This window comes from Facklamia sp. P9177 (assembly GCF_050409585.1).
Classification (GTDB): Bacteria; Bacillota; Bacilli; order Lactobacillales; family Aerococcaceae; genus Facklamia.
Genome location: NZ_JBNUPE010000015.1, coordinates 1 through 26,656, shown reverse-complemented (window position 1 = coordinate 26,656; position 26,656 = coordinate 1). Strand labels below are relative to the sequence as shown.

At 35.9% G+C, this 26,656-nt stretch carries 27 protein-coding genes; 22 read left to right on the top strand and 5 right to left on the bottom strand.

The window, feature by feature from the left end:
- The first annotated feature begins 3 nt into the window (after nucleotides 1-3).
- From ACQV18_RS07800 to pheT, 4 genes are all read left to right on the top strand, one after another.
- Nucleotides 4-789, top strand: coding sequence for a TrmH family RNA methyltransferase (locus ACQV18_RS07800; RefSeq protein ID WP_428874343.1), 786 nt, complete (start codon nucleotides 4-6; stop codon nucleotides 787-789).
- Between the two features lie 99 nt (nucleotides 790-888).
- Nucleotides 889-1,398, top strand: coding sequence for a phosphohydrolase (locus ACQV18_RS07795; RefSeq protein ID WP_428892885.1), 510 nt, complete (start codon nucleotides 889-891; stop codon nucleotides 1,396-1,398).
- Between the two features lie 353 nt (nucleotides 1,399-1,751).
- Complete coding sequence (gene pheS / locus ACQV18_RS07790; protein ID WP_428875415.1) at nucleotides 1,752-2,819, top strand: phenylalanine--tRNA ligase subunit alpha; 1,068 nt, start codon at nucleotides 1,752-1,754, stop codon at nucleotides 2,817-2,819.
- Nucleotides 2,819-5,245 (top strand): phenylalanine--tRNA ligase subunit beta, encoded by a 2,427-nt coding sequence (pheT, locus tag ACQV18_RS07785; RefSeq protein ID WP_428892884.1) that lies wholly within the window; start codon nucleotides 2,819-2,821, stop codon nucleotides 5,243-5,245. Before pheS ends, pheT begins: the two co-directional genes overlap by 1 nt.
- Nucleotides 5,246-5,292: 47 nt before the next feature.
- On the opposite strand, the gene ACQV18_RS07780 is transcribed toward pheT, so the two are convergent.
- The 3 genes from ACQV18_RS07780 to ACQV18_RS07770 form a co-directional block, all read right to left on the bottom strand.
- A complete protein-coding gene (locus tag ACQV18_RS07780; protein ID WP_428874523.1) occupies nucleotides 5,293-6,072 on the bottom strand; it encodes an RDD family protein in 780 nt (259 codons plus the stop codon).
- Nucleotide 6,073: 1 nt separating this feature from the next.
- Nucleotides 6,074-7,081 carry a signal peptide peptidase SppA gene (gene sppA, locus ACQV18_RS07775; protein ID WP_428892883.1) on the bottom strand — a complete coding sequence of 336 codons (1,008 nt, stop codon included), beginning with the start codon at nucleotides 7,079-7,081 and terminating at the stop codon, nucleotides 6,074-6,076.
- Nucleotides 7,082-7,178: 97 nt separating this feature from the next.
- Nucleotides 7,179-8,138, bottom strand: coding sequence for a tRNA dihydrouridine synthase (locus ACQV18_RS07770; RefSeq protein ID WP_428892882.1), 960 nt, complete (start codon nucleotides 8,136-8,138; stop codon nucleotides 7,179-7,181).
- 170 nt (nucleotides 8,139-8,308) lie between these two features.
- On the opposite strand from ACQV18_RS07770, the gene ACQV18_RS07765 reads away from it, so the two are divergent.
- Both ACQV18_RS07765 and ACQV18_RS07760 read left to right on the top strand, forming a co-directional pair.
- Nucleotides 8,309-8,683, top strand: a complete 375-nt coding sequence (locus ACQV18_RS07765; protein ID WP_428892881.1) for a thioesterase family protein — start codon at nucleotides 8,309-8,311, stop codon at nucleotides 8,681-8,683.
- A gap of 105 nt (nucleotides 8,684-8,788) precedes the next feature.
- Complete coding sequence (locus ACQV18_RS07760; protein ID WP_428892880.1) at nucleotides 8,789-9,700, top strand: AEC family transporter; 912 nt, start codon at nucleotides 8,789-8,791, stop codon at nucleotides 9,698-9,700.
- A 147-nt stretch (nucleotides 9,701-9,847) separates the two neighbouring features.
- Here ACQV18_RS07760 and ACQV18_RS07755 read toward each other — a convergent pair whose 3' ends face one another.
- Complete coding sequence (locus ACQV18_RS07755) at nucleotides 9,848-10,474, bottom strand: PHP domain-containing protein (RefSeq protein ID WP_428891986.1); 627 nt, start codon at nucleotides 10,472-10,474, stop codon at nucleotides 9,848-9,850.
- Between the two features lie 306 nt (nucleotides 10,475-10,780).
- On the opposite strand from ACQV18_RS07755, the gene ACQV18_RS07750 reads away from it, so the two are divergent.
- The 5 genes from ACQV18_RS07750 (at nucleotide 10,781) to ACQV18_RS07730 (ending at nucleotide 13,354) form a co-directional block, all read left to right on the top strand.
- Nucleotides 10,781-11,161, top strand: coding sequence for a hypothetical protein (locus tag ACQV18_RS07750; RefSeq protein ID WP_428874529.1), 381 nt, complete (start codon nucleotides 10,781-10,783; stop codon nucleotides 11,159-11,161).
- 44 nt (nucleotides 11,162-11,205) lie between these two features.
- Nucleotides 11,206-11,583 carry a hypothetical protein gene (locus ACQV18_RS07745; RefSeq protein WP_428874952.1) on the top strand — a complete coding sequence of 126 codons (378 nt, stop codon included), beginning with the start codon at nucleotides 11,206-11,208 and terminating at the stop codon, nucleotides 11,581-11,583.
- Between the two features lie 271 nt (nucleotides 11,584-11,854).
- Nucleotides 11,855-12,325, top strand: coding sequence for an HAD family hydrolase (locus tag ACQV18_RS07740; RefSeq protein ID WP_428892879.1), 471 nt, complete (start codon nucleotides 11,855-11,857; stop codon nucleotides 12,323-12,325).
- Between the two features lie 17 nt (nucleotides 12,326-12,342).
- A complete protein-coding gene (locus tag ACQV18_RS07735) occupies nucleotides 12,343-13,041 on the top strand; it encodes an AzlC family ABC transporter permease (RefSeq protein WP_428874532.1) in 699 nt (232 codons plus the stop codon).
- Entirely contained in the window at nucleotides 13,034-13,354 is a 321-nt protein-coding gene (locus ACQV18_RS07730) for a branched-chain amino acid transporter permease (protein WP_428874533.1), read from the top strand. The genes ACQV18_RS07735 and ACQV18_RS07730 overlap by 8 nt, the downstream gene beginning before the upstream one ends.
- A 13-nt stretch (nucleotides 13,355-13,367) precedes the next feature.
- Here the strand turns inward: ACQV18_RS07730 and ACQV18_RS07725 are convergent, their stop codons facing one another.
- Nucleotides 13,368-13,712, bottom strand: a complete 345-nt coding sequence (locus tag ACQV18_RS07725; RefSeq protein WP_428874534.1) for a carboxymuconolactone decarboxylase family protein — start codon at nucleotides 13,710-13,712, stop codon at nucleotides 13,368-13,370.
- A 214-nt stretch (nucleotides 13,713-13,926) separates the two neighbouring features.
- Here ACQV18_RS07725 and yedF point away from each other — a divergent pair, with 214 nt between their 5' ends.
- The 11 genes from yedF to ACQV18_RS07670 all read left to right on the top strand — a co-directional run bounded on the left by yedF (nucleotide 13,927) and on the right by ACQV18_RS07670 (nucleotide 26,535).
- Nucleotides 13,927-14,268, top strand: coding sequence for a sulfurtransferase-like selenium metabolism protein YedF (gene yedF / locus ACQV18_RS07720; RefSeq protein WP_428874535.1), 342 nt, complete (start codon nucleotides 13,927-13,929; stop codon nucleotides 14,266-14,268).
- 21 nt (nucleotides 14,269-14,289) lie between these two features.
- A complete protein-coding gene (locus ACQV18_RS07715) occupies nucleotides 14,290-15,477 on the top strand; it encodes a cobalamin-independent methionine synthase II family protein (RefSeq protein WP_428874536.1) in 1,188 nt (395 codons plus the stop codon).
- Nucleotides 15,478-15,657: 180 nt separating this feature from the next.
- On the top strand, nucleotides 15,658-16,575 hold the full coding sequence (pfkB, locus tag ACQV18_RS07710; RefSeq protein ID WP_428874444.1) for a 1-phosphofructokinase: 918 nt from the start codon (nucleotides 15,658-15,660) through the stop codon (nucleotides 16,573-16,575).
- An 11-nt stretch (nucleotides 16,576-16,586) separates the two neighbouring features.
- Entirely contained in the window at nucleotides 16,587-18,536 is a 1,950-nt protein-coding gene (locus tag ACQV18_RS07705; protein WP_428892878.1) for a PTS fructose transporter subunit IIABC, read from the top strand.
- Between the two features lie 484 nt (nucleotides 18,537-19,020).
- The gene (locus tag ACQV18_RS07700; RefSeq protein WP_428874442.1) at nucleotides 19,021-21,159 is read left to right on the top strand and encodes a peptide ABC transporter substrate-binding protein; all 2,139 of its coding nucleotides are present in this window, start codon (nucleotides 19,021-19,023) and stop codon (nucleotides 21,157-21,159) included.
- Between the two features lie 73 nt (nucleotides 21,160-21,232).
- The gene (locus tag ACQV18_RS07695) at nucleotides 21,233-22,729 is read left to right on the top strand and encodes an ABC transporter permease (protein WP_428874441.1); all 1,497 of its coding nucleotides are present in this window, start codon (nucleotides 21,233-21,235) and stop codon (nucleotides 22,727-22,729) included.
- Entirely contained in the window at nucleotides 22,729-23,664 is a 936-nt protein-coding gene (gene oppC, locus ACQV18_RS07690; RefSeq protein WP_428874440.1) for an oligopeptide ABC transporter permease OppC, read from the top strand. The genes ACQV18_RS07695 and oppC overlap by 1 nt, the downstream gene beginning before the upstream one ends.
- 12 nt (nucleotides 23,665-23,676) lie before the next feature.
- The gene (locus ACQV18_RS07685; RefSeq protein WP_428874439.1) at nucleotides 23,677-24,765 is read left to right on the top strand and encodes an ABC transporter ATP-binding protein; all 1,089 of its coding nucleotides are present in this window, start codon (nucleotides 23,677-23,679) and stop codon (nucleotides 24,763-24,765) included.
- Nucleotides 24,752-25,687, top strand: a complete 936-nt coding sequence (locus ACQV18_RS07680) for an ATP-binding cassette domain-containing protein (protein WP_428874438.1) — start codon at nucleotides 24,752-24,754, stop codon at nucleotides 25,685-25,687. The genes ACQV18_RS07685 and ACQV18_RS07680 overlap by 14 nt, the downstream gene beginning before the upstream one ends.
- 87 nt (nucleotides 25,688-25,774) lie before the next feature.
- Nucleotides 25,775-25,885, top strand: a complete 111-nt coding sequence (locus tag ACQV18_RS07675) for an LPXTG cell wall anchor domain-containing protein (RefSeq protein WP_428874437.1) — start codon at nucleotides 25,775-25,777, stop codon at nucleotides 25,883-25,885.
- A 155-nt stretch (nucleotides 25,886-26,040) separates the two neighbouring features.
- Nucleotides 26,041-26,535 (top strand): hypothetical protein, encoded by a 495-nt coding sequence (locus ACQV18_RS07670; protein ID WP_428874436.1) that lies wholly within the window; start codon nucleotides 26,041-26,043, stop codon nucleotides 26,533-26,535.
- Nucleotides 26,536-26,656: the final 121 nt, after the last annotated feature.

Genomic DNA, 26,656 nt, shown 5'->3' with positions numbered 1-26,656 from the left:
ATTATGGAAATTATTCAATCAAAGCAAAATCAAAGAATAAAAGACTACCGCAAATTGCATTTAGCTAAGAATCGCAAAAAGACAGAAACTTATTTAATCGAGGGTGAACATCTTATTGAAGAAGCCATCACTTATCAAGCAGCCATTGAAGTAGTTTTAATGACGCCAAGTTATCATGAAAATCATATACAGACTATTGAACAAATCAAACAAGCTCAAATCGAAGTATTGATTTTAAGTGAAGAAGTGATGAAGACAGTCGCACTCACTCAACATACCCAAGGAGTGATGGCTGTCATTAAGAAAAAAGAAAGTAATTTAGCTAAAGAAAATATAAATGGTAGCCACTATCTTTTATGTGACGGGGTACAAGACCCGGGCAATTTAGGAACCATGATTCGAACCGCTGATGCAGCAGGTTTTGATGGTGTATTCTTAGCTGAAGGTTGTGTAGACCTCTACAATGATAAAGTCATAAGAGCGAGTCAAGGATCTTTATGGCACTTGCCTATCTATGAAGCTTCAAACGCTCAAATATTTAAAGCCATTCAAGCGAGTGAACTTCCTCTTTATTGTACAGCCGTCAATCAAGAAGCTGAAGATTATCGTAAATTAATCGCTAACCACTGTGTCTTGGTTTTGGGCAATGAAGGGCAAGGTGTTGGGCCTTTTTGGATGGAAAAAGCAGATAAATCAGTCTTTATACCTATGCCAGGAAAAGCAGAATCCCTTAATGTATCTATAGCAGCAGGTATTTTAATGTTTGCCTGGAAACAATGGTCGAATTAGTTAATAAATATTAGCTTTATTAAACTTTTACATAGAATTTACATAAATTTCATATTTGAGGAGTATACTAGAGTTAGATTAAAGAAGGGACGTGGATAAATGGCAATAGCTTGGCAAGATAACCAAGAATATGTGGCAATTGTTAAAGATTTGCTGGAGAATGAAAAAGTTCAATCTCTAGAAAAATTTGTCCATCATAAATATACCAATCGTTTAGCACATTCTATTTCAGTGTCTTATCGTTCATACCTTTGGGCTAAACGTTTTAAGCTCGATGCGATCGCTACAGCCAGAGCAGCCCTTCTGCACGATTTGTTTTTCTACGATTCTTGCTCAAAGGATTGCGTAGGCGGAAAAGGCCATAATTATGAGCATCCACGTATCGCTTTAAAGAATGCATTAGAAATCACTGATTTATCAGACAAAGAAAAAGATATAATTTTAAAACATATGTGTGGCGCTACTTTAGATATCCCACGCTATGGCGAGTCATTAATTGTGACTTTAATGGATAAGCAATCAGCTGTATGCGAATTAGTAGAAGGTTTAAAAAGGTGGCTAAAAGCCTCTCTATATAAGAAAGAGCAGACCATTGGATTTAGCGAATAGTGAGGGTGAAATGACTTTTCACTAAAGAGCAAGATTGACGAAAAACTATTTACAGGCTATACTTGATAAAGATAACTAAAGACTATGATTAGGACCTAATTGAAAGGTACATAAACAGGGAAATTTGTCACCGACTGAGAGCAGATGATGTCACTTTTCAATTATTTTCATCCTAGGAGTCGATCCTTAAATAGTTTGAAACTAGAAAAAGATACCTTCATTGGGGTTAACAATGATTTGAGTGCTTGAAATTTTTCAAGAATAAGGGTGGTACCACGGTAGCGCGTCCCTTTTAGGGACGGGCTATTTTTGTTGGATGGAATATTAAAGTGCTAATTGCTAGGAGGATTATGATGAATGATAAATTACAAGTCATTAAAGAACAAGTCGATGGTTTAGTTGCAAAGGCAATTGAAGAAATCAAGCAAGCGGAATCAAGTAAAATGATTCAGGATATTCGCGTGAAATATACCGGTAAAAAAGGTGAATTGACGCAAATTTCAAAACAAATGAAAGATTTAGAAAAAGATGAAAAGCCGATTTTAGGTCAGCTAATTAATCAATTCCATCAATCGTTTAATGACCATATTGAGAAAAAACAAGAGCAAGTAAAGCAGAAAGAATTAGCTGCTCAACTGGCTAGTGAAACAATCGATATTAGCTTGCCTGGAAGACGGCAGAACTTTGGTAGTCGCCACTTATTAACTCAAACGCGTGAAGAATTAGAAGATCTTTTCTTAGGGATGGGTTATCAAATTATTGAAGGACCAGAAGTAGAGTTAGACTCTTATAACTTTGAAAAAATGAATTTGCCTAAAAATCATCCTGCTCGGGATATGCAAGATACCTTTTATATCTCTGAAGAAGTTTTATTAAGAACACACACTTCGCCTGTGCAAGCTCGGACAATGGAAAAGCATGACTTTGAAAAAGATGGCCCTTTAAAGATGGTTTCACCCGGGAAGGTTTTTAGAAGAGATAATGATGATGCGACTCATTCTCATCAGTTTCATCAAATGGAAGGCTTAGTAGTTGCTGAAAAGATTACTATGGCAGATCTGAAAGGAACGCTCTTACAATTTGCTAAAGCCTTCTTTGGCGAAGAACGTGAGATTCGATTAAGACCTTCCTTCTTCTCGTTCACAGAGCCTTCTGTTGAAGTGGATGTGTCCTGTTTCAAATGCGGAGGGCAAGGTTGTGGTATTTGTAAAGGTACCGGATGGATTGAAGTCTTAGGAGCAGGACTCGTTCATCCAAATGTACTAGAAATGTCAGGCATTGATTCAAATAAATATAGCGGCTTTGCATTTGGTGTGGGAATTGACCGTGTAGCCATGTTAAAGCATAACGTTGATGACATCCGTCATTTTTACCAAAATGATTTACGCTTCTTGACACAATTCAAAGGAGGTCAAAACTAATGTATGTTTCATATAATTGGTTAAATGAATTATTAGATTTAAATAAAATGCCTGCCGAGGAATTAGCAGAGAAAATGTCTCGAACGGGTATTGAAATTGAAGGAGTCGAAAATCTGGTCGATTCTATTCAAGGTCCTCTAGTAGTTGGATTAGTTGAAGAATTAGAGGACCATCCTGATTCCGATCATTTAAAAATTGCTCAAGTCAATGTAGCAGATTACGGCAAAAAGCAAATCGTATGTGGTGCATCTAATGTTAAGCAAGGTGCTAAAGTAATCACTGCTTTAGAAGGCTGTATTTTACCTGGAGATTTTAGAATCAAAGAGTCAAAACTTAGAGGTCAAGTTTCTCAAGGAATGCTATGTTCATTACAAGAGTTGGGATTTGCTGATAAGGTGGTACCGAAGGAATTTGTGGATGGCATATATCTTTTAGCAGAGGATGCTCCAATCGGTCAAAATATCGTTGAATACATGGAGCTTGATGATCCGATTTTAGAATTATCCATTACACCTAATCGTGCAGATGCTTTATCGATGCGTGGAGTAGCTCACGAGGTGGGAGCGATTGTTTCTCAGACTCCACATTTTGAAGCTTTAAAAATCAGTGAAAGTCAATTAGTTTCAATTGATGAATTACAAAATTTAGAATTGGATATGGCAGAACATGATTTAAGTAGTCACTATCAGTTAAGAGTGTTGAAAAGCATTCAAGTAAAGCCAAGCCCGATTCAAATGCAAAGCCGTTTGATGAAAGCTAATATTCGTCCTATTAATAACCTAGTGGATGTGACCAATTACTATTTGATGCTATATGGTCAACCTATGCATGCTTTTGATTTGGATCAATTACCAGGCAAAAAGATTGGTGTGCGCTATGCCAAAGAAAATGAAAAGCTTACGACTTTAGACGAAATCGAAAGAAATCTAACAGAAAAAGATATAGTGATTACTTCTGACGATCAACCAATTGCTCTAGCAGGTGTCATGGGTGGGCTAGATAGCCATGTAACCGAAAGGACGCAAAATGTCTTATTAGAAACAGCTGTTTTTAATCCTCAGGCCATTCGTTCAACTTCTCGACGTCTTGGCTTAAGATCAGAATCATCTGCCCGCTTTGAAAAAGGAATTAATCCAGCAACTCTTTCAGAAGCAGGGGACCAAGCTGCTATTTTGATGGCGCAATTAACACAGGGTAAAATCGAAAAGGGAGTCTTAGAAGTAAAAGCCGATGATGTGCATGATCAAGTGGTAGAACTGCCTATGCAAATGATTGAAGAAAAATTAGGCATTCAAGTGAATCAATCGCAGCTTCAAGCCATTTTTGACCGCTTAGGTTTTGAAGTCGCTTTTGAAAATGACCAGATGAGAGTATCGATTCCCCCACGTCGTTGGGATATTACTATTCCAGCTGATATTTTAGAAGAAGTGGCTCGTATTTATGGCTATGATCAAATTCCTGTTACTCTACCTGCGGTTCCTAATCGTCCCGCCCAATTAGATAGCCGACAAAAATTAAAAAGAGCAACACGCTCTTTAGCTGAAGGGTTAGGCTTAAATGAAACAGTGTCTTATGTTCTAATCTCACCTGAGTTTGCAAAATTAAATGCAAATAAAGATCGCTATGTTTCATTACTTTTACCAATGTCTGAGGAAAGATCACTCTTAAGACAATCAATGTTACCGTCTTTCTTGGAGATTGCTCGTTACAATAAAGCCCGTCACAATAAGACCATAGCTTTCTATGAAATGGGCAAAGTTTTCTTAGCGACTGAAAGGAACCGTCAACCTGAAGAAAAAGAAATGCTTAGCTTCTTTGTTTCTGGTGAAAAGAGTCCATCCAATTGGGAAAGTGCAAGTCAAAATTATGATTTTTACGATCTCAAAGGTATCGTTGAACAAATTATGGACCAATTACGTTTAGGAAATCATTTATCATTTGAACGTATGGAAAATTTAGACTTTATGCATCCAGGACAAACAGCCAATATCTTATTAGACGGTCAAAAAATTGGTTTTATTGGGCAATTGCATCCCCAATTATCGCAAGAGTTTGACTTAGATAAGGAGACTTTCTTTGCGGAGTTAGATTTTGAGGCTTTAGTGGGATTTAACAGAGACTTATTGCTACAGACCCCTTTAGCAAAATATCCATCAACTTCTCGTGATATCGCTCTTTTAGTAGATCGATCAACCAGTCACCAAAGCTTGGTAGATTTAATCTATGAAAATGCTGGAGATAATTTGAAAAATGTCGAATTATTCGACCGATATACTGGCGAGAATATAGCAGCAGATAAACAATCTTTAGCTTATCACTTAACTTTCCAAAATCCAGATAAAACTTTAAAAGATGAAGAAGTGACAAAGGCAATGGATCAAGTGATTAAAGCTTTAGAAAAGGCAGAGAATGTAGAAATTCGTTAACATAAAAAATCACTACGCTAAAGATAGCGTAGTGATTTTTATTTGTTTTAAACGAGTTTCCACTTAGCAAAGGCAGTTAGATAACGTTCATTAATCACTGTCGTATCAGTCAGCATATCTAAAGGATGCTGATGTTTGCTTGTGAAGATAAGGATGACGGCAATAAATGGTACATAGTAGAAAATAACACGACCAAAAAATTCACGCATTAATAAAGTGGATATATTTAATTTATTCGATTGGGTATTAATCGGCACAACTCTTAAATTAAATAAAATTTTTCCGGGTGTTTGGCCATTCAGACCGAAAGTCATTAGGAAAAAGTAAAGGCAAAATACAGCTAAGTTAAAGAACATAGGTAAAACACCCCACAATAAGTCTTTATTCATTTCTCCTACAATGTTCGTTATAAGGTTAGTCAGGAGAAGAATGAATAGGTAATCTACCATATAAGCTGCTAAACGAAGCCAGAACCCAGCATAAACCTCCTTAGGAAGATAGTCGTAGCCATTTTCTCTCAGTTGTTGGTCAGCAATTTTCATTTGAATAGGATCAATGTCAGACTGCTTAGTCTCTTTGAAAGCTTCCTCTCTTGCTGCATGATTGCTGAATGGATTGAGTCCGGAATGATTTGCTTGACTAGAATTTAAAGAAGACGAGTTATTTTTTGTTATATTGTTGTCCTTAGAGTGGTCCGTTTGCTCTTCAATAATGACTGTACTATCTTGGGGAACTTCTTCAATAACTTTAGTTGAATCTTTTTTTTCTTCTTTTGAATGATTTAAAAGCGTCTTAAGTTCTTCTTTATCTAATTTAACAGATGTCATATTACTTACCACCTTCCCAGCGGTACTCAATCTGAGGAAGAACTTCTTCTTTTACACGGTTAAGAACTTGATCAAATTGTTTTGCATAATTATCTTCTGATTTCAAAAATGTAGGGAAGAATGAGGCAAATTGGTCTTGAGGGGCTGCTTTTTCAAAAACTTGAGCATTTGCTAAGTCATTTTCTTCGCGAATAAGATCGATTACTTGACGATAGTATAGAATATCATCAACCAAGCCGTTTTCTTTAGCTTGCTTGGCGGTATAAATACGACCATCTGCTAGCTCACGCACCCGTTCTTCTGACATATCACGACCATCGACAACCACTTGAACGAAACGATCAAAGGCTTCATCAATATATTCTTGGAATACTTCCTCTTCTTCCTTAGTCATTTTACGTGCACTCGAGCCTAAATCCTTCATTTTTCCAGATTTAAAAACATAGGGTTCAACACCTATTTTGTCATAAAGCTCTCTCATATTGTAACCAGACATAATTACTCCAATTGAGCCAGTGATTGTTTCAGGAGTAGCATAAACTTTATCGGCTAACATGGCATAATAGAAGCCACCTGATGCGGCTACTTGCCCCATAGAAGCATAAACAGGAATCTTTCTTTCGGCAATCACTTCCTTAAATAAGTCATAAGCTTCACGGGTTTCGTATACTCCTCCACCTGGAGTATTTAATTCGAATAAAACAGCCTTAATAGATTCATCCGTTCGAATCTGTTCGATGGTATCCATAATAAGTTGCTGATCATAAGTAGGAGACGCTATTCCAATCACTCCTTCAATTGGGATAACTAGAATACGTTGATCTACAGAGCCATCTTCTCGAATTTCTTCTATATAATCTTGTCCAATGCCTAGCAAGGAGTTTAGTCTTTCATTCGCCCATTTTTCACTGTAGGTAATATCAGCGGGTTCATTATAAACTTTCGATAAGCTAGAAGCGACAATTAAAACAAGTGCAAAAGCGATTACTATCCATTTTTTTTTTGACATATAAGCCACCTTCCTTTGAGTTTAGTTTAACATTTTTAATGTCGGTTTGGAATGATAAGCTGTTTATAACTATAAAAAGCTGTTAGTTAGGTGTTTTCTATAATAAGTGTTGTTTTTCAAAAGCAATGAGTATTTCACGCGCTTGAATGGAATCCTCTGCTTCCATTAGTTGGACTCTTAATTCGTGTGCTCCTTTGAATTGTCTTAAATAGATTTTAAAAGACCTTCTTAAAGCAGGGAAAGGGTGGAGATCGTAATAATCAAAGAGATCCAAATGATAGCGAAAAAGATCAATCAATTCTTTAGCAGAATGATGACGAGGTTCTTTTTCAAAAGCAAATGGATTTTGAAAAACACCGCGGCCAATCATAATACCGTCCATCTCATAAGTATTGTATAACTCCATTCCTTGTTGCCGATCAGCAATATCCCCATTTACAGTTAAGAGGGTATGTGGGGCGTATTGGTCACGCAAATTTTTAATCTCCCCAATTAGTTCCCAATGAGCGGGCACTTTAGACATTTCTGTTTTTGTTCTTAAGTGTATGGAGAGGTTGGCAATACCTTGTTCAAATAAATGCTTCAGCCATTCTTTATATTCTTCCACTTGATGATGGCCTAAACGCGTTTTGACTGAAATAGGAAGGTTTGCTTTTTTACTGGCTTGGATTAATTGAGCAGCTAGTTGTGGTCTTAAAATTAAACCAGACCCACGACCATGTTTAAAGACGTTAGGTGCTGGACAGCCCATATTAATATCGACACCTGCGAAGCCTTCTTCTTCCATTCCATGCGCCATTTGTTCAAAGAATTCAGGCCGGTCACCCCATATATGGGCTACTATGGGTTGTTCATCTTCAGTTTTGATTAAACGACCTCGTACGGATTCTTTGCCTAGAGGATGGCAGTAGGATTCAGAATTAGTAAATTCAGTGAAGAAAACATCAGGTCTTCCAGCTTTAGCAATAACATGTCGGAAAGCAACATCGGTTACATCTTCCATAGGGGCTAAAACAAAAAAGGGTTTGGGTAAGTTTTGCCAGAAGTTTTGTGGCATAGTTTAGGACTCCTTTCGCTTATTTTTGTAAAAATAGAATCTTTAAAAGATTACCATAAATGAGGCTGGATGCAAATATAATACAGGAATCCTCTATTAATTCTTTAGGAAAAACAACTAGCCCTATCTGTATGCTATAATTTTACTGAAAACAATTTAGGAGGATAAAAATGAAAGCAAAATTTTCCAAAAAATATTCTGTAAAGAATGAACATTCAGCTGCTAAAATTGGATCAGGTGCTTTAGAAGTCTTATCGACACCTTCGATGATTGCTTATATGGAAAATGCAGCTTATGAGCTTTGTCAGAAAAATATTGAAGATACAACTTTAGAAACCACAGTAGGTATCTTTCTTGAAGTCAAACATTTACAAGCGAGTTCGACTATGAGCGAAATTGAGATTATTATTACAAAATGTAAAAGAGAAGGAAGAGTATTCACTTTAGATATGGAAGCTTATGATAAAGAACAATTAATTGGTCAAGCAACTCATCAAAGAATTGTTGTGAATATCGAGCGTTTTATGGCAAAGCTTAAGAAATAATATTTTCATTGATCGATGCCTTGAAAGCGTTTGAAAGATATTCAGTTTGCAAACCAACTATGTTAAGATGAGGGGGTTAATAAAAAGGTATAGGGAGGATCATTAATGGCAACTTTTTTTGAGATGCTGAGCATCCAATTAGTTCTAATTGTTTATGTCTTAGCAGGTGTGCTAGCCTATAGAAAAAGAATGATTACGGATCAGAATCGTCCAGCTTTAATTAAATTAATTGTTGAGATACTTGTTCCCGCACTTATTTTTAAGTCGTTTTTTAATATAACTTGGAACATTATTGAGCTAAGCTTTCAAACTTTAATCATTGCTACTATTATTTATACAACGATAACCCTTTTCGGCGGCTTCTTTTTTCGGGATTTGCCGGAAAAACAAGCTAAAATTTTACATTATGCGACCCTTTGTAACAGTGCCGGTTTTGCTGGATTACCCATCGTTACATCCTTATTTGGTGAATTAGGCGCTATTTTAGCCGCCGTTTATTTAATACCTCACCGCATTTTTACCTATACAATTGGTATTTCTTTATTAGTAAAACAAGAAAAGAGTTTTAAAGAGACGCTTCTTTCTTTTATAAAAAACCCAATGATTTTGGCAGTTATCTTTGGATTGGTGCTGGGCTTAAGCCAAATTCCTATACCAAACTTTATCATGAATAGTTTTGATGGTTTGAGTCGCACAGTTACTCCTTTATCCATGATTACCATCGGTTCAATTATTGGTTCGGTTAAAATGGAGGCTCTTTTTGAGAAAGCGGTTATACGGTTTGTAGGTGTTAGAATGCTACTTATACCCTTAATCGTTTTACTGAGCTTAAAATTTCTGCAAGTAGATGAGCAAATAGCAGGTATGTGTGTGGTGATGGCGACCATGCCCGCCGGGGCTACCACGCCTATTTTAGCGGCTAAATACGATTTAGATGTCGCTTTGGCTTCTAAACTAACTTTTGTATCAATTATTTTATCCCTCTTTTTAAGTCCAGCCTTTTTGGCTTTCGTTTAATTTGAAGACAGAGGAGGAGAAATTTTCATGCCAGCCATACATAAAAAAACTAACAAAAAAAGATCTGCATAATGTACTGACCCCCTAAAGTTGGATTTCATGGTCCAACTTTAGGGGGTCAGTACATTGAGCTAGCTCTTTTTCTGCTTATGCAGTGACTGTTTCGATAATTTGATGGCCCTTAACCATAACTGGTTGACAGTTTCCTTTTTTTAATTCTTGAGCAAGTTCATGGATAGTTGAAACCTGGTTAGGAAAATATGTCGCGTAAACGCCTACTTGGCCAAAATGATGAGAATCACTTCCACCAACACATTGTAGACCGTGTTCTTTGGCTGTAATAAAGGCTTGTTGATTTTCTTCTAAAGTTGAATTGCCATTTAACACTTCAACTGCATGAAGGCCTTTAACTTTATAAATATGGTCACCAAGGCCTCGGTTATTATTACGATAGGGATGAGCGGCTGTACAAGCTCCACCTTTTTTATTCACGTAATCAATGAATTCTTGAGCTGATAGGCCCGGCTCAGGCAATTCGTCAATTCCATAGGCTAAGACATCGCCTTCAGTAGTTAGATATTCCACCCCCACAAAGATTGGAAAATCGAGACGTTGTTGAGCCTCTTCAACTAAAGTCATGAAACCAATTGAGTCGTGGTCTGTAATACAAACGGCATCAAGTCCGATTAGTTTGGCTCTTTCGACAATCTGCTCAATTTTCATAAAGCTATCGGGTGAAAATGTCTTCTCATGCATATGTAGGTCGATTAACATATTGGATAATCCTCTCTTATAAGTTTGTAACATTAAATATTGTTCAACATCCCTATTTTACGTAAGCTTAGCTCGCTATTCAAATTGAAAAACAATCTTAAAAATTTATTTATAGTCTTTATTAATACATTTGTATCAATGATTCAGCAAGTTTAGCTTTAAATTTATTAGAAAAAATAATAAATAATGACAGAACAATTTAATAAATAAAATGATTTTATTAAAAGATAATAAGAAAGAAAAATTTTAATGGAAAAACGTTTACAAAACTGGTAGGATAGCATTAAATGCTTCGGAGGCGCTTTTATGAAATTGTTAAAAGACACAAGAATAAGAATAGCTTTAATCTCAATCTTAATTTTCTTGTTTGCCTATCAAAATGTGGATCGATACTTGCAGCAGATGGACGAACAGAGACAAAATAATTTAGAAACGGTTACTTTAATTGCTAGGGCTTATGGTTATGACGGAGAAGAGGAATCAGATCCTGTACTAGAGTTTATTGATAAGCAACCGTCAAAAAATTTCACCTATGATCAAGAAGCTAAAATTGATTTGGCTCATTATTTTCATGGGGTCTCCAAAGAACAAATTATTTTGAAACGTGGTGGGATTCTTATATCAATGTTAATAATTCCATATCTACTTTTTGAGTTTATAATAAGTAAATCGGGCTTTTTATTCTAATAGCTGTTTGAAAATATGAAAGAGTAGCAATAAGGAGGAGAAAAATGAAATATTTTTCAAATTTTAAGATTCGAGCTTTATTCTTTTTTATAATAATCAGTACACTTGCGTATTTACTAGTAAAACCGATATATGATTCTTATATTATTTATAAGGAGAACGATTATTCAACCGTGTCTGTGCTGTCTAAAATACATGGTTATGAGGGTGAAGATGATATTGATTCAAAATTAGATTATATGGAACAATTGCCAGAGAATAAATTAAATAATATAGAGAAAGGGATAGTTAGTCGAGCGCGTTATTATAGAACGGATCCTGAAGTGAAAATTGTACTTAAAAAGGGAGCTATTATTGTAATAAGCTTATTCACTTTTTATTTAGTCGTCGAATACGCTTTAACGCGAACTTATTCAATTTAAAAATTGAAAACCACTAAATGAGTATCGAGAACTAAATCTACCTCTATTTTTAATAGAGGTCGTTTTAATTTGTCTAGTGAAAGTATATGAGAACTTTCTTAGGGACTTTTCATTCAAATTTAAGAGATATTTGATTAAATAATAGTATACTTATAAGTGAGCGCGTTTTAGTATTTTTAATACGTAATCTTATTTTTAAAAGCATTCGAGAAAACGCTTACAAACACTCTGCGTTTCAGTCTCAAATAAAGATGTGTTTAAGGAGATAAAGATGATAAAATACGAAATTCCAGGTAATGGAGTGATCAAAATTTTTAATGTGATTATTGATTTTAACGGCACCATCGCTGAAGACGGGAAATTAATTGAAGGAGTGGAAGAACTTCTTTCGAGTCTTTCAGAAAATGTTAAAATTTTTATCGCCACTGCTGATACCTATGGAACTGTTAAACAACAGTGTCAAAAACTTCCAGTTGAACTGGCTACCTTTCCTTCGAGTAAAGCAGCTATCTCCAAGAAACTACTGCTTGAAGAATTAGATTCTAAAAGCTGTGCCTGTATAGGCAATGGCTATAACGATGGAGAAATGATGAGTGTAGCTGCTTTATCAATAGCTGTTATAGGAAATGAAGGGCTATCCACTGTTAGTATTCGTAATGCCGATATTATTGCACCTAATATTCATTCAGCGCTTAACATCTTGCTTAAGCCTGAGCGTATTAAAGCTACTTTACGTCATTAAGTTAAAGGAGTTAGAAAATGGATAAAAAACATTGGAGATATGCCTTTGAAAAGACATTGCCAATTGGTATCGTTTATCTCATGCTAGCCTTAGGTTTTGGTATTATGATGCAGGCTAAAGGCTTTGGTTGGATTTGGGCATTATGCTTGAGCTTTTTTGTCTACTCAGGGTCTATCCAGTTTTTAGCACCAGTCATTCTTTCTTCATCCACTGGCTTATTTGCTACAGTTATTTTAACCTTTATGGTTAATTTTCGCTTATTATTTTATGGTATTAGTCAGTTGGAAAGATACAAAAAGATAAAAGGTTGGCGCAAACTCTATTTAATTCATGGCCTTACGGATGAAACTTTTTCTTTGGTATGTACAGACCACTTACCTGAAGGAATTGAACGTGAGAAGTATTCCCTTTATGTCACAGTACTCAATCATATGTATTGGACTCTTGGTAGTGTAGCGGGTAGTTTAGTAGGGAATCTCTTACCTTTTTCAACGGAGGGCATTGATTTTGCTCTAACAGCATTGTTTTTTGTCGTCGTTCTCAATCAGTGGGAAGCTACCAATAATCACAAGCCTGCTCTTTTAGGGATGACTGTTGGGTTTATATTTTTCATAATATTTGGACCAGATAATTTTATGCTGCCGTCAATGCTTGTTGTCATTGCTTTTCTACTAATTGAAAATAGACTTAAAGGAGGCCAACCAGATTATGTCTAACCTTCATTCTATCATGTTGATTGTCGTTATGGTCATTGTGACAATCACTATTAGAGCTACTCCCTTTATTATTTTCAAAAGGAAAACTCCTATTTGGATTATTTATTTGGGGCAAGTTTTTCCTTATGCCATTATGACAATCTTATTGATTTATTCATTTAAAGATATTGCCTATACTTCTCAGCGAACGATAGCGGCTATAATATCTTGCTTTTTGGTATTCGTTTTACATAAATGGCGACATTCTACTGTCTTTTCCATTTTGGGAGGAACAGTTTTGTATATGGTATTGGTTCAAACTATTTTTCAATAAATTTTCATTATGCTTAAAAAGCCAGAGCAAATGCCTCTGGCTTTTTAATATATTTTAAAAACCGATCGAAGCAATCTAACACCTTACCGGCAAAGGCCATACCTGGATCACCATCCATAAGAATAGCAATATTGTCTAAATCCGATAATTGCTCGTAATTTCCTCCTGCTTTTATGTATTGATCAACATGAACAGCAATACATGTCTCACAGCGTTGATTAATAGCAACAGCAAGAATAATTAACTCTTTAGTAACTGCATCTGGAGCCGAGGGCTTTGCTAAGATGGCAGCAAGCTGATTATAATGTTGAAGGTATTCAGGATTAAGTTCTGTTAAAAATTGTGTATTGGCACCCACTTCTTCTAAACCTTTACGATAATCAGTCCTATAAAGATTCCTTCTGCAAAGTTATTCTCTATTAGTATAGCTTTTTTATATGAAAGTATGTTCAAAAAAATTATATATATAAATTTTTCATAAATGACGGTTATTTATTTAATAATCTAATTTAGTATTTAAAATTTTATCGAGTATACTAAGTTTATAAATAAACAAAAAGGAGATTAATCACATGTCAAAAGCTTATGATATCGTTCTACGTGGTACTGGTATGGGTGAAGGTGAAAAACCTCTAACAGAAAATTTGATGAAAGGTTTTTTAAATACGCTAGCTAACACTGATAAAGCGCCAAAGCATATCCTTTTATATGGTGAAGCTGTTAAGTTAGCTTGCAAGGGCTCAGACTCAATTGAAGATTTGAAAGCAATGGAAGATAAAGGAACCAAAGTTCTTTCATGCGGTATTTGCACTGAGTACTATGAAGTAGAAAAGTATATTATGGTTGGTCAAATTACAACAATGCGTGAAGTTGTTGATATTTTAACTGAAAGTGAATTAGTAATTGAACCTTAAAAAAGAATGTGAGGTAAAATAATGGAAACGACCTTTAAGCCGTTTACAACGACATTAATTGGATCGATGCCACGGTCGCCTCAATTACTCGCTGCCAAGGAAGCTTGTCAACATTTTGGTGAGTGTGATAAATACAATCAGCTGGTTCATGACGAAACTAAAGAGGTCATGGACCTCTTTAAGCGTGCGGGCATTGATGTAGTTGTAAGTGGAGAAATTTCAAGAGATAATTTTATGTCTTATGTTGCTGAAAAAGTTGAAGGTATCGAACTTTTTTCTACAGAGGAAATTAATGACTTGCTTGGAAATAATGAGGATTATGTGCAATCCTTAGAAGAGATGGATGCTTCAGATAACTCAATGAATAGTCCAGTCTGTGTCGGTAAGCTCGATTTGGAAGCCGATTTATGTACTCAAGAGCAGGAGTTAATTAAAAGCTTAACTAATAAACCTTATAAAATCACTCTTCCTAGTCCATACCTTTTAACCCGATCAATGTGGGTAGAAGGAGTAAGTGATCAAGCTTATGCGAGTAGACGTCAATTGGGTAAAGATGTTGTTGAATTATTGAAAAACACCATTCATCGTTTATATGATAATGGGGCGCGCGTCATCCAAATTGATGAACCGATTCTTTCAGAGGTAGTTTTTCAAAGAGCCCAAGGGGATACCTCCTTCTACTGAGGAACCTTATCTGCAAAGGTCAAGGTTGACCAAGAATTAATGTTTGCTCAGTCTCTTATTCAACCTGTTCTAGATGAAATAAATAGTTTGGAAGGTTGCTTATCAGCTGTCCATGTTTGTCGAGGAAATTGGACAAAAGATGAGAGTGTATTATTAGAGGGAGCGTACGATAAATTAGGTAGCTTCTTTAATAAATTAACTGTCGATATGTTGGCTCTTGAGTTTTCAACCCCAAGAGCTGGTGAAATATCCAAGTTATTTTATAATAACTTTTTAGATGAGAAAATTATACTAGGCTTAGGTGTCATTAATCCGCGATCAGATGAGGTTGAATCAGTTGAAAAAATTATGGCTCTAGCTGAAGAAGCGTTAGAGTTCTTGCCACCAGAGAGAATTTGGCTGAATCCGGATTGTGGCTTTGCAACATTTGCCAATCGTCCGTTAAATCCTGAAGAAATAATCGAAGCCAAATTAACAAATATGTCTAAAGCCGCTCAACAATTACGTCAGAATCACTGTCAATAATTCTTTTTGCAACTAGCATAGGCTAGTTGCTTTTTTGTCTAGCTTTATAAATAAAATTTATATGAAATATTGAAACAAAGGTAAAGTTTTTCTATAATGTAAACATTAATCAGGAAACGCTTACTTAAAGCAACTTTAAAATTTTGTTCGTTAACTAATATATTTTTAAGGGGGGAGTCTATGAATTACACTATAACCTTTAATCCAGCCCTCGATTATTTTATAGAGACCAGGGACTTCAAGGAAGGAGCATTAAATCGTATAGATTCAGAAACCTATCTTATTGGAGGTAAGGGTTTAAATGTCTCACTATTATTGTCAGAGTTTGGAATAGCTTCTTGCGCCTTGGGATTTATGGGTGGGTTCACTGGGAATTATTTAACCAATTTATTAAAAAAACATTCGATTGCACATGATTTTATTGAAGTGAATGGTCAAACACGTATCAATGTGAAGCTGAAAAGTAAGAAAGAAACAGAACTAAATGCCAAAGGTCCTAAAATATTGAGACCTCAATATGAGGCGTTCTTTAGTCAATTAAAGCAAAAATTAAAAAAAGGTGATACCGTATTTTTATCAGGGAATTTAGCTCCAGGTATGGAAGCGAAAGATTACGAAAGGATAGGCGAACTGTGCCAAAAAACCCAGGTCAATTTCATATTAGATTCAAACCGGGAATTAGTAACATCATGCTTAACCTATCGTCCCTTTTTAATTAAACCCAATCAACAAGAATTGGCTGATATTTTCAATTCAGTTATTCACACGGACAAGGATGTCATAAAATATGCCAAACGTTTACAGCAACAAGGTGCTCAAAATGTATTAGTATCCCTAGGGGCTGACGGAGCTATATTGTTAACTAGCGATAGTAAAATTTATCGATCCAAGTCAGCTCCAGGAAAATTGGTTAATTCTGTGGGAGCAGGCGATTCGATGTTAGCAGGCTTTATGGCTGAATACCAATCTTCAAAGTCGTTTAAGAATGCCTTAAAGGTGGGAACGGCTGCTGGTGCGGCAACAGCTTTTTCTTTAGGTATAGCTGAGCGAAAGTTAATGGACTCTTTAGTGGATAAAATCAAAATACAAGAACTTTAGGAGGAAAAGTTATGCAGCTGTCAGAATTATTAAATATTGAAGTGATGGATCTTGATCTAATTGTTCGTAATAAATCAGAGGCTTTAAAGAGTCTTGTTAATAATTTCGATCAAGTCGGAGGAGTAACGGATCCAAAAGAATTATTTCAATCGCTACAAGCAAGAGAGCAACTCTCAACCACTGGAGTTGGTAACGGTGTGGCCATGCCGCATGCTCAATCATCAACGGTAAAAACGCCAATTATTATTTTTGCGCGTTCTCAAGCAGGCATTAATTGGCAAGCTTTAGATGAAAAAGATGTTCACTTAATTTTTATGATTTTAATGCCAAAAAACTCATCAAATGAGCATCTGAAGGCAATTGCTTCCTTGTCAAAAAAATTGATGGAAGAAGGAATGATTGATCAACTGATGTCTGTTAAGAATGCTCATGAAGTGGTTGATTTATTTTCTGAAGAAGCAGATTTAAAAGAAACAGCTCAAGCTAAAAGTGAAAAAAATATAATTTCTGAATCATCAGATACTTATATTTTAGCAGTTACCGCTTGTCCAACAGGGATAGCACACACCTTTATGGCTGAAGAAAAGTTAAAAGAAGCAGCTAAAAAAGCTGGGATCAGTATTAAAGTGGAAACAAACGGGCAAGCCGGTATCGGTAACAAACTTAATCAAGGGGATATTAAAAAGGCCGATGCAATTATCGTAGCAGCAGATAAACAGGTTGAAATGAATCGATTTGATGGCAAGCCGGTTATCATTACTAAAGTTTCAGATGGAATTAATAAGGCCGATGAATTAATAAATAGGGCCGTTCGTCTCGACGCTCCTATCTTTCACGCTAAGGGAGAAAAGGTAAATGAGATAGAAGATTCTGGTGAGAAAGAATCAATCGGTCGTCAATTCTACAAACATTTAATGAATGGCGTTTCTCATATGCTTCCATTCGTTGTGGCCGGTGGGATTTTGATTGCACTTTCTTTCTTCTGGGGTATAAATTCTGCTGACCCAAGCAGTTCAGACTATAATGTATTTGCTCAAATACTAAAAACAATTGGTGGAATGTCTTTTGCCATGATGCTACCAATTTTATCTGGATTTATCGGTCAATCAATTGCAGATCGTCCAGGACTAATAGTTGGAATAATGGGTGGGATTTTTGCTAATCCTGGTGTTTTAGCTGCTTATGCACCACAAGGCATTTTTGAAAATCTAGTACCCTCCGGTTTTCTTGGCGCTCTGATAGCGGGTTTCTTAGCAGGCGCTATTATAAGAGGACTGCAAATTGCCTTCAAGTGGATGCCTAAAACCCTTGAGGGTATGAAGGCAATCTTCATATTCCCAGTTCTGGGTATTCTAATGATAGGTCTGCTAATGCTATTTGTAGTGAATGGTCCGATGGGTGCGGTGATGACGGGATTAATGAATGCGATTGAATCAATTCCAAGAGAATGGGGCATTGTATTAGGATTTGCAGTAGCAGCTATGATGTCCATTGATATGGGAGGCCCCATTAATAAGGCTGCTTATGTTACAGGAACAGCTCTAGTCACTCAAGCTCAAGGGGCGGGTTCAGATGTTATGGCGGCAGTAATGGTTGGTGGAATGGTTCCGCCTATGGCTATTGCCTTAGCCGCTACGATTAAACCAAAAGTGTGGTCAAAACAAGAAAGATCTTCGGCCTATGTGAATTATGCCATGGGAGCTAGCTTTATTACCGAGGGAGCAATACCTTTTGCAGCGGCTGACCCTTTACGCGTTATTCCTTGTCTAGCCTTAGGTGCAGGTTTAGCCGGTGCACTTTCAATGGCTTTTGAATGTGTTAGCTTAGTTCCTCATGGAGGTGTTTTTGCGATAGCAGCAGGTGGGGTAAGCAACCCAATCATGTATATTCTATCTTGGTTAATAGGTAGTATAGTATCAGCCTTTTTACTAAACTACACCCGTCAATTAAAGAAGGGGTAATAACCCAATAGGTATATTATTGACTAAATTTTGATAAATTATATAATTATAGTTATTAGTTTATTGCTTTGTGAGAATATATAGATAGTAAAGTTTGATTAATCGCTAACCATCGCTAATCTTAGTTGAGATTATTAGAAGATGAAGCGCTTTTCAAATCAAATTCTAATCAAACTAATATGGAAATTGTTTGGAAGATTGTTTAATATTAAGGACAGGAGTGAGAAAACGATAACATTTTCTACACCCTCTTAGGAATGATTAGAAAGAATCAACCGTTCTAGTTTTGCTCTTTCTATTTCATACTAAAACAAAGTAAACTGACTTACAATCGCTGCAAGACTTAAACTTTAAAATCAAATGGCTTGACAGCGTTTTCACTAATTGGTAAAATGTAAGCAATTACAGTTTTTGAAAGTGAGGGAAGTATACTCAGAAAAACTTTATTGTTTGTCGCTTTGTACATTTTTAAGGAGGAAAATTAATGAAGAAATCGTTAAGAAAAGTAGTTGTTTCTTTTGTAACTGCTTTGACGCTCGGTTCCGCAGTAGTTCCGATGTTAGCTTCAGCGCAATCAGATGTAGTTGGGGACTTGGTTCCAGAATATAAAACGACTTATCTAACTGACCCTACTACTTTAGACTATACATTCTCAATGCGTGATATTAACACGAACCACGGAACAAACTTTATTGAAAGTTTATATGAAAATGATCGATATGGAAACTACATTCCTGCAGCTGCTGAATCCCATGAAGTTTCTGAGGATGGTTTAGTCTATACTTATAAAATCCGTCCAGGAGTTATGTGGGTAGATAACAACGGTAACGAAGTGGCTGAAACAACTGCTCATGACTTCGTAACTGGTTTAAAACACGCTGTAGAGGTTCAGTCAGAAATGTTACCAATTGTTCAATACTCAATCAAAGGCTTGAATGATTATATCAACGGTAAGATTACTGACTTTGAAGAAGTCGGAGTTAAAGCGGTTGATGATTATACCCTTGAGTATACACTTGAAAGACCAGAGCCATATTTCAACTCAAAAACAACTTATGGTATTTTATATCCAATCAATCAAGAATTTTTAGATTCTGTTGGAGAAGATTTTGGTTCATTAGACCCTGCTTCAATTCTTTATAACGGACCATTCGTTTTAGCTAACTTAACTGCAAAATCCCAAATCGAATATGTTAAGAATGAATCTTATTGGGATTTAGAAAACGTATTTATTGATTCAGTACAGTATACCTATAATGATAACTCCGACCCAGAAGTGTTCTATCGACTCTATAAGGATGGGGCAACATCAGCATTTGGTGTAAATCCTACGCTTCCAATTTATGAAGATGTACAAAAAGAATTTGGTGAGTATATCACTCAAGCTCAACGTCCAGGTTCATCATTCTTACTACAATTTAACTTAAACCGTATTAAGCATGAAGCGACCGGCAAAGAAAATGACAAGCAACATGAAGATACACATGCGGCTGTTTTAAATAAAGCTTTCCGTCAAGCTATCATGTTTGGTTTTGATAAGCATACCTATATGACTCAAGATTTTGGTGAAGAGTTTGCTGATACAGATATCCGTAACACATTAGTTGCTCCGAACTTTGCTATGGTAAATGGCGAGTCATTTGGTGAAGCTGTTGAACGCCACTTAGAAGAAATGAACCCTGAATTATATGAAGGTATTAATTTAGAAGATGGTCAGGATGCTTTCTATAACCCTGAAAAAGCTGCTAAACTTATTGAACAAGCTAAATCAGAATTAGAAGGTGTAGAGTGGCCTATTCAATTAGATTTACCAGTTCTTGAATCTATTCCAAGATCAGTGAACTTAGCTAAATCTATGAAAGCTTCTATTGAAGATTCCTTAGGTGCTGAAAATGTTATAATTAACCCTGTGTTACTCAATCAAGATACATATCTTGCTTCAACATTTAATGCTACTGTTGCTGCAGAAGTAGATTATGATATTACTAATGAATCTGGATGGATTCCTGACTACTTAGACCCATCTACTTTCTTAGATATCTATTTACCAACAAACGGTACATTCTTAGTGCCAATTGGATTTGATCCACTCCTTAAAGAAGGACAAGAAGATCCATATGCAGAAGCACGTGAAGCTTCAGGGTTGTTCGAATATGCCGAATTAGTCAATGCGGCAGCAGCAATTACTGATGATTTAGATGCTCGTTATGATGCGTATGCAAAAGCGCAAGCTTGGTTAACTGATGCAGCGATTGCCTTGCCAATCCGTGCCGGAGGATCTCAGTTACGTGTTACTAACATAGTTCCATTCTCAGTACCATATGCATTTGCCGGTACTGGATCTCAACGTTTCAAATTCATGAAAGTTCAATCTGAACCAGTATCTAAAGAACAATGGCAGGCAGCTTATGATGATTGGTCAGCAAACAAACTTGATGCATCCAGTCTTTCAAGCAGCTCTACTAAAGAAGAAAGTGACGAGTCAGCTTCTGAATCTGCAGAAGGCGAAGAGGCTGTAGAAGGTGAAGAATCTGAAGAAGAGATGATGGATGAATCAGCTGAAGAAACTGAAGAAGAAATGATGGACGAATCAGCTGAAGAAACTGAAGAAGCGGCTGAATAGTCAAAAGAAAATGTAATCTTAGATGAAAAAGGCTGAGAAATTAGCCTTTTTCATTTATTATAGGAGGATTCAAATGAAAAAATATATATTCAAACGAATTCTTCGGTCACTTTTTTCGATCTTTATGGTTACTACCTTAGTGTATTTAGCCATTTTTTCATTGGTGCCGAGAAATTCAATCTTCAAGGATGACCCTGCGATTAGTAAATTAAAATCACAACCTGACCAACTTCTAGAATATCAAAATAGTGCTTTTGACCGAATGGGCTACCTTCATTATTTAAATCAAAGAGACTTTCAAGAGGAAGTTCAGAAAGATTATCCTGAATTTACCAATGTTGAAAGTCCAGAGAATCAAGCAATTATAGAAAAGTGGAGTAAAGATAATAAAGAGTGGGAAATAGGGCAACTTCCAATTAGTGGAGGTTACTTTGCCACTGATGACATCTCTATTGGTGCCAGAGTTTTTAATTTTTATAAAAACCTAATTCAAGTCGATCATCCTTGGCGAGTTAAAGATCCAGAAAATCCAGATCTAAAACGTGGATATCAAATTACCCATGATAAGACAGTCGGTTGGGCACTAACTGGCTCAGGAACTAAATACTATTATCAAATTTATTTCAATAAAAAATTCCCATTCATTCATCAAAATATTTTCAAATTAAATTTAGGAGTTTCATACCCAACATTTGCGGGTAAGCCAGTTATAGATGTGATTACAAATAAACAAGGACGTCCTGTAACGGAAGAAATTATTATGCCAGATGGGAAATCTTTTAAATCAGCTATTAACCCCTATACACGTTATTATAAACCAACATCTGAACTCTCATTAACTGAGAAGAGAATGTTTGAAGGGTCAAATTATGCGGGCGCAGAATCTAATAATGAAGATCCGTCTATGATGATGATTTCCTTTAGGAACGGTGTAACGGCAATATTTTTAATGTATTTGATTGGAATACCAATGGCTATGTTGATGGCTCGATATAAAGGACAATGGGTTGATAAATTAGGAACAGCCTTTATCACACTTTTAATCTCAGTACCTTCAGTTGCTTTCATTTTCTTTGGTCGTTTTGTGGGGAATAAGTTCTTTGGTTTACCAGACCTATTTCCAATCTTAGGACCAGAGAATATCAAATCCTATATAATGCCAATTGTCGTTTTAGCTTTGTTGTCACTTTCTGGTACTGTAATGTGGATTCGACGTTATATGGTTGATCAACAATCATCTGACTATGTAAAATTTGCTAGATCTAAAGGTTTGAGCGAATCAGAAATCTCGCGTAAGCATATCTTTAAAAATGCGATAATCCCAATTGTTAATGGAATCCCAGGAGCAATAATCTTTTCGATTGCTGGAGCCACAATTACTGAGCAAGTATTCGCTATTCCTGGAATGGGTAAAATGCTGCCAGATGCAATTCTTTCTCACAATAACCCAATTGCTGTTGGCTTAATTTTCATATTCTCAGTATTAGGGGTCTTATCAATCTTATTAGGTGATATCGCCATGACTCTTGTGGATCCTCGTATCCGCCTAGAAGTGAAGGAGGATAAATAATGGAAGTACAACCAAAAATTAATGATGCTTCGTTTCGTTTTGTAGAAACCAATGATGTTGAAGCAGAAAAAATTGATTCGCCAAAATACTCTTATTGGCAATCGGTTTGGAGAACTTTTGGGAGAAATAAAGTAGCTATCTTCTTTCTTATTTTGATGTTGGTCATTATTTTGATGTCATTTATTCAACCAATGTTCTCTGGATATGACCCGATGAATGCAGAAAAAATAAATGATTTATCTGCACGCTATATTGAACCAAATAGTGAACATTGGTTTGGGACAGATGCAAACGGACAATCGCTTTTTGATGCTACTTGGTCTGGAGCGAAAACGTCTATTTCAATTACTGTTTTAGCAACTCTAATTACCACTGTTATCGGTGTAATTGTAGGTGCTTTCTGGGGAATGTCGCAAAAGATTGACGTTTTCATGCTTGAAGTCTACAATATATTCGGTAATATTCCTACATTATTAATCATTATGGTATTAGCTTATTCTTTAGGTAATGGATTTTGGAATTTACTTTTTGCAATGACCCTCACTTCATGGATTTTTACGGCATACTTTATTCGTGTACAAGTAATGATTATGCGAGATCGGGAATATAACCTAGCGTCTAGGACTTTAGGGACTCCAGCTAATCGTATGATATTTAAGAATATCTTACCTTACTTGACATCCATTATAACTACAGATGTTTCCAGAATATTGCCTGGTTTTATAGCGACAGAAACTTTCCTATCCTTTATTGGGGTTGGATTGTCTGCCGACATTGTTTCGTTAGGTGGTTTAATTCAAAAATATTCCACAAATATCGCTTCTAAGCCCTACTTGTTCTGGATACCTGTGTCTGTTCTTGCCTTGATTTCAGTTTCTCTTTACATTGTGGGTCAAGCATTAGCTGATGCAACTGATCCTAAGAATCATATATAGGAGGACATTGAAATGACAGAGAAGAAAAAGATATTAGAAATTAGAGATCTGGTTGTTAAATTTGCAGTGCGTGATGCGCAGTTAACAGCTATTCGTGGTATCGATTTAGATCTTTATGAGGGAGAAGTTTTGGCGTTAGTAGGGGAATCTGGGTCAGGTAAATCTGTTCTCACGAAAACTTTTACAGGAATGCTTGAAAAAAATGGTAGTATTCCAGAAGGGAAAATAATATATAAAGGTGAAGAGCTACAAAACTTTAATTCCCCAAAACAATGGTTAAAATATCGTGGTAAAGAAATGGCAACAATTTTCCAAGATCCAATGACATCCTTAAACCCAGTCTTAACTATCGGAACACAAATAACCGAAGTGATCACCAAACATCGTGGGGCTTCACAGTCCGAAGCTAAACAAATTGCTATCGACTTGATGGAACGGGTTGGTATTCGTAATGCTGAAAAACGCTTTGACGATTATCCATTTGAATATTCAGGTGGAATGCGTCAACGTATTGTCATTGCAATTGCATTGGCATGTCGTCCTAAAGTATTGATTTGTGATGAACCAACGACTGCTTTAGATGTTACTATTCAAGCTCAAATTCTAAGATTACTAAAAGATTTACAAAAAGAATATGAATTTACAACTATCTTCATTACTCATGACTTGGGTGTAGTGGCTCAAATTGCTGACCGTGTTGCAGTAATGTATGCGGGACAAGTCATTGAAACAGGAACAGTAGAAGATATCTTCTATGACCCAAGACATCCTTACACATGGGCACTTTTATCATCATTACCACAATTATCAAATCCGGAAGAAGATCTATTCTCAATTGCAGGTACACCACCTTCTCTTTATACAAAAATTGAAGGAGATGCTTTTGCTCCACGTAGTCCTTATGCAATGCAAATTGACTATGAAGCTGAACCACCTATGTTTAAAGTTTCAGACACTCACTACGCTAAAACATGGTTACTAGATCCTCGAGCACCGGAAGCTGAAAAACCATCTGTTATTCATAACCTTCATGAAAAATTGAAGAAAGTTCATGGTGCAGATGCAGCTCTTAGAGAGGAGTTAGCAAATGGAGAAAAATAGAGAAAAATTAGTTGAGGTAAACGACCTTGAAATCACTTTTGGTGAAGGCAAAGACAAGTTCGTTGCTGTTAAAGATGCCACTTTCCATGTATTTAAAGGAGAAACCTTATCATTAGTAGGTGAGTCTGGATCTGGTAAAACAACTATTGGTCGTGCAATTAATGGTATTAATAAAACTTCAGGAGGAGAAATTCTCTTTAAAGGTAAAAGAATTAATACTAAATTATCTGAAAAAGACCGCAAGGAATTAATTGGTGACATTCAAATGGTCTTTCAAGATCCCTCTGCCTCTTTGAATGACCGTGCAACAGTAGAGTATATTATCTCAGAAGGCCTTTATAACTTTAATTTATTTAAAGATGAAGAAGATCGCTTGCAAAAAGTTGAGAATATGCTTAAAGAAGTTGGACTTTTATCTGAGCATATGTATCGTTATCCTCATGAGTTCTCAGGTGGACAACGTCAACGTATTGGGATTGCTCGAGCCCTTATTATGGAACCAGAACTTGTTATTGCAGATGAGCCGATCTCATCTTTAGATGTTTCTGTTCGGGCGCAAGTTCTTAACTTACTCCGTAAATTCCAACGTGAAAATGGCTTAACTTATATTTTTATTGCTCATGACTTATCAGTCGTACGTTATATTTCTGATAGAATAGCAGTAATTCGTAATGGTCGTATTCTTGAAGTTGCGGAAACTGAAGAATTATTCCGTAATCCAATTCATCCTTATACACAAGCTTTACTTTCTGCTGTACCTATTCCAGACCCAGAGCTTGCTCGTAAAGTTAAATTGAAAGTTTATGATCCTGAAATGCATGATTATTCAACTGATATACCAAAAGTACGTGAAGTACTCCCAGAACACTACATTTATTGTAATGAAGCTGAATTGGCTAAATATCAGGAAATGTATCATTAAGAGTTTAAGTCGAGGTTTTAATCTCGGCTTTTCTTTTATTATAAGTTAGTGTAAAATTAATATATCATTTAGAAATGAGGTAGAAAAATGTTACCACAAACAGGCGAAATGGCTACTTGGTTTTTGATTGTGATCGCAGCGATTGCTTTAATCGGTGGTATTGCAATGGTATACAAAGGCAATAAAAATAAGCGTTAAGCTTATTTTCAGACATCCTGCATCCCTTAGGTAGTTTAGGGGTGTATTTTTAAGCAGATTTCTTGAGTGAAAAGGCTTTATCTGTTAATATTTATGTATTAAGAAGGTCTTTAAAATGAATTCTTCTTAAAAAAGATTTAAGGAGTGGAAAAAATATGACCAAATTAAAAACAGTTATCGGTATGGTAGCAGGTCTTGCAGGTGCCTATGCGGTAGTTAATTATCTATACCCTGAAAAAACAGAGGAGTATCGTAAGAAATTATCAGAATCGAGTGTGGAAGCGCGCGATCAATTGGCTTCTTATAAAGAGCTTGCTCTTAAAAAGGGTCAAGAGTTATCTGATGTTGCTGCTTTAGCAAGTGAAGATGCTAAAGTATCTTTTTCAGAAACGGCAGAAGAATTAAAATTTTCTCTAACAAACTTGAAAAATCAATTATTTAGTTCAATTGAAGAAACGCAGCATTCTCTTGCTAATCAAAATGATGATTCTGATTTTAAAGAAGTTTTAGCTCATTCAGCTAATGAATTAAAAGAAGAAATTGGACAATCATTTGAAGAAATTCTTGAAAGTTTCGCCAATTTAAAACATGAGATTGAAGACACTACCGATATCGCAATTGAGTTATCAAAAGAAGTTACTGGTGAGTAATTTTATATAAATTGGCTTTATGTCAAATAGGGTTGATGCTATCCAAGGAGATTAAGCAACTAATGGTGGCTCTTTGTCAAATAGGGTTGATGAGTAGGTGAGGTAACCGACTGGTTACTTC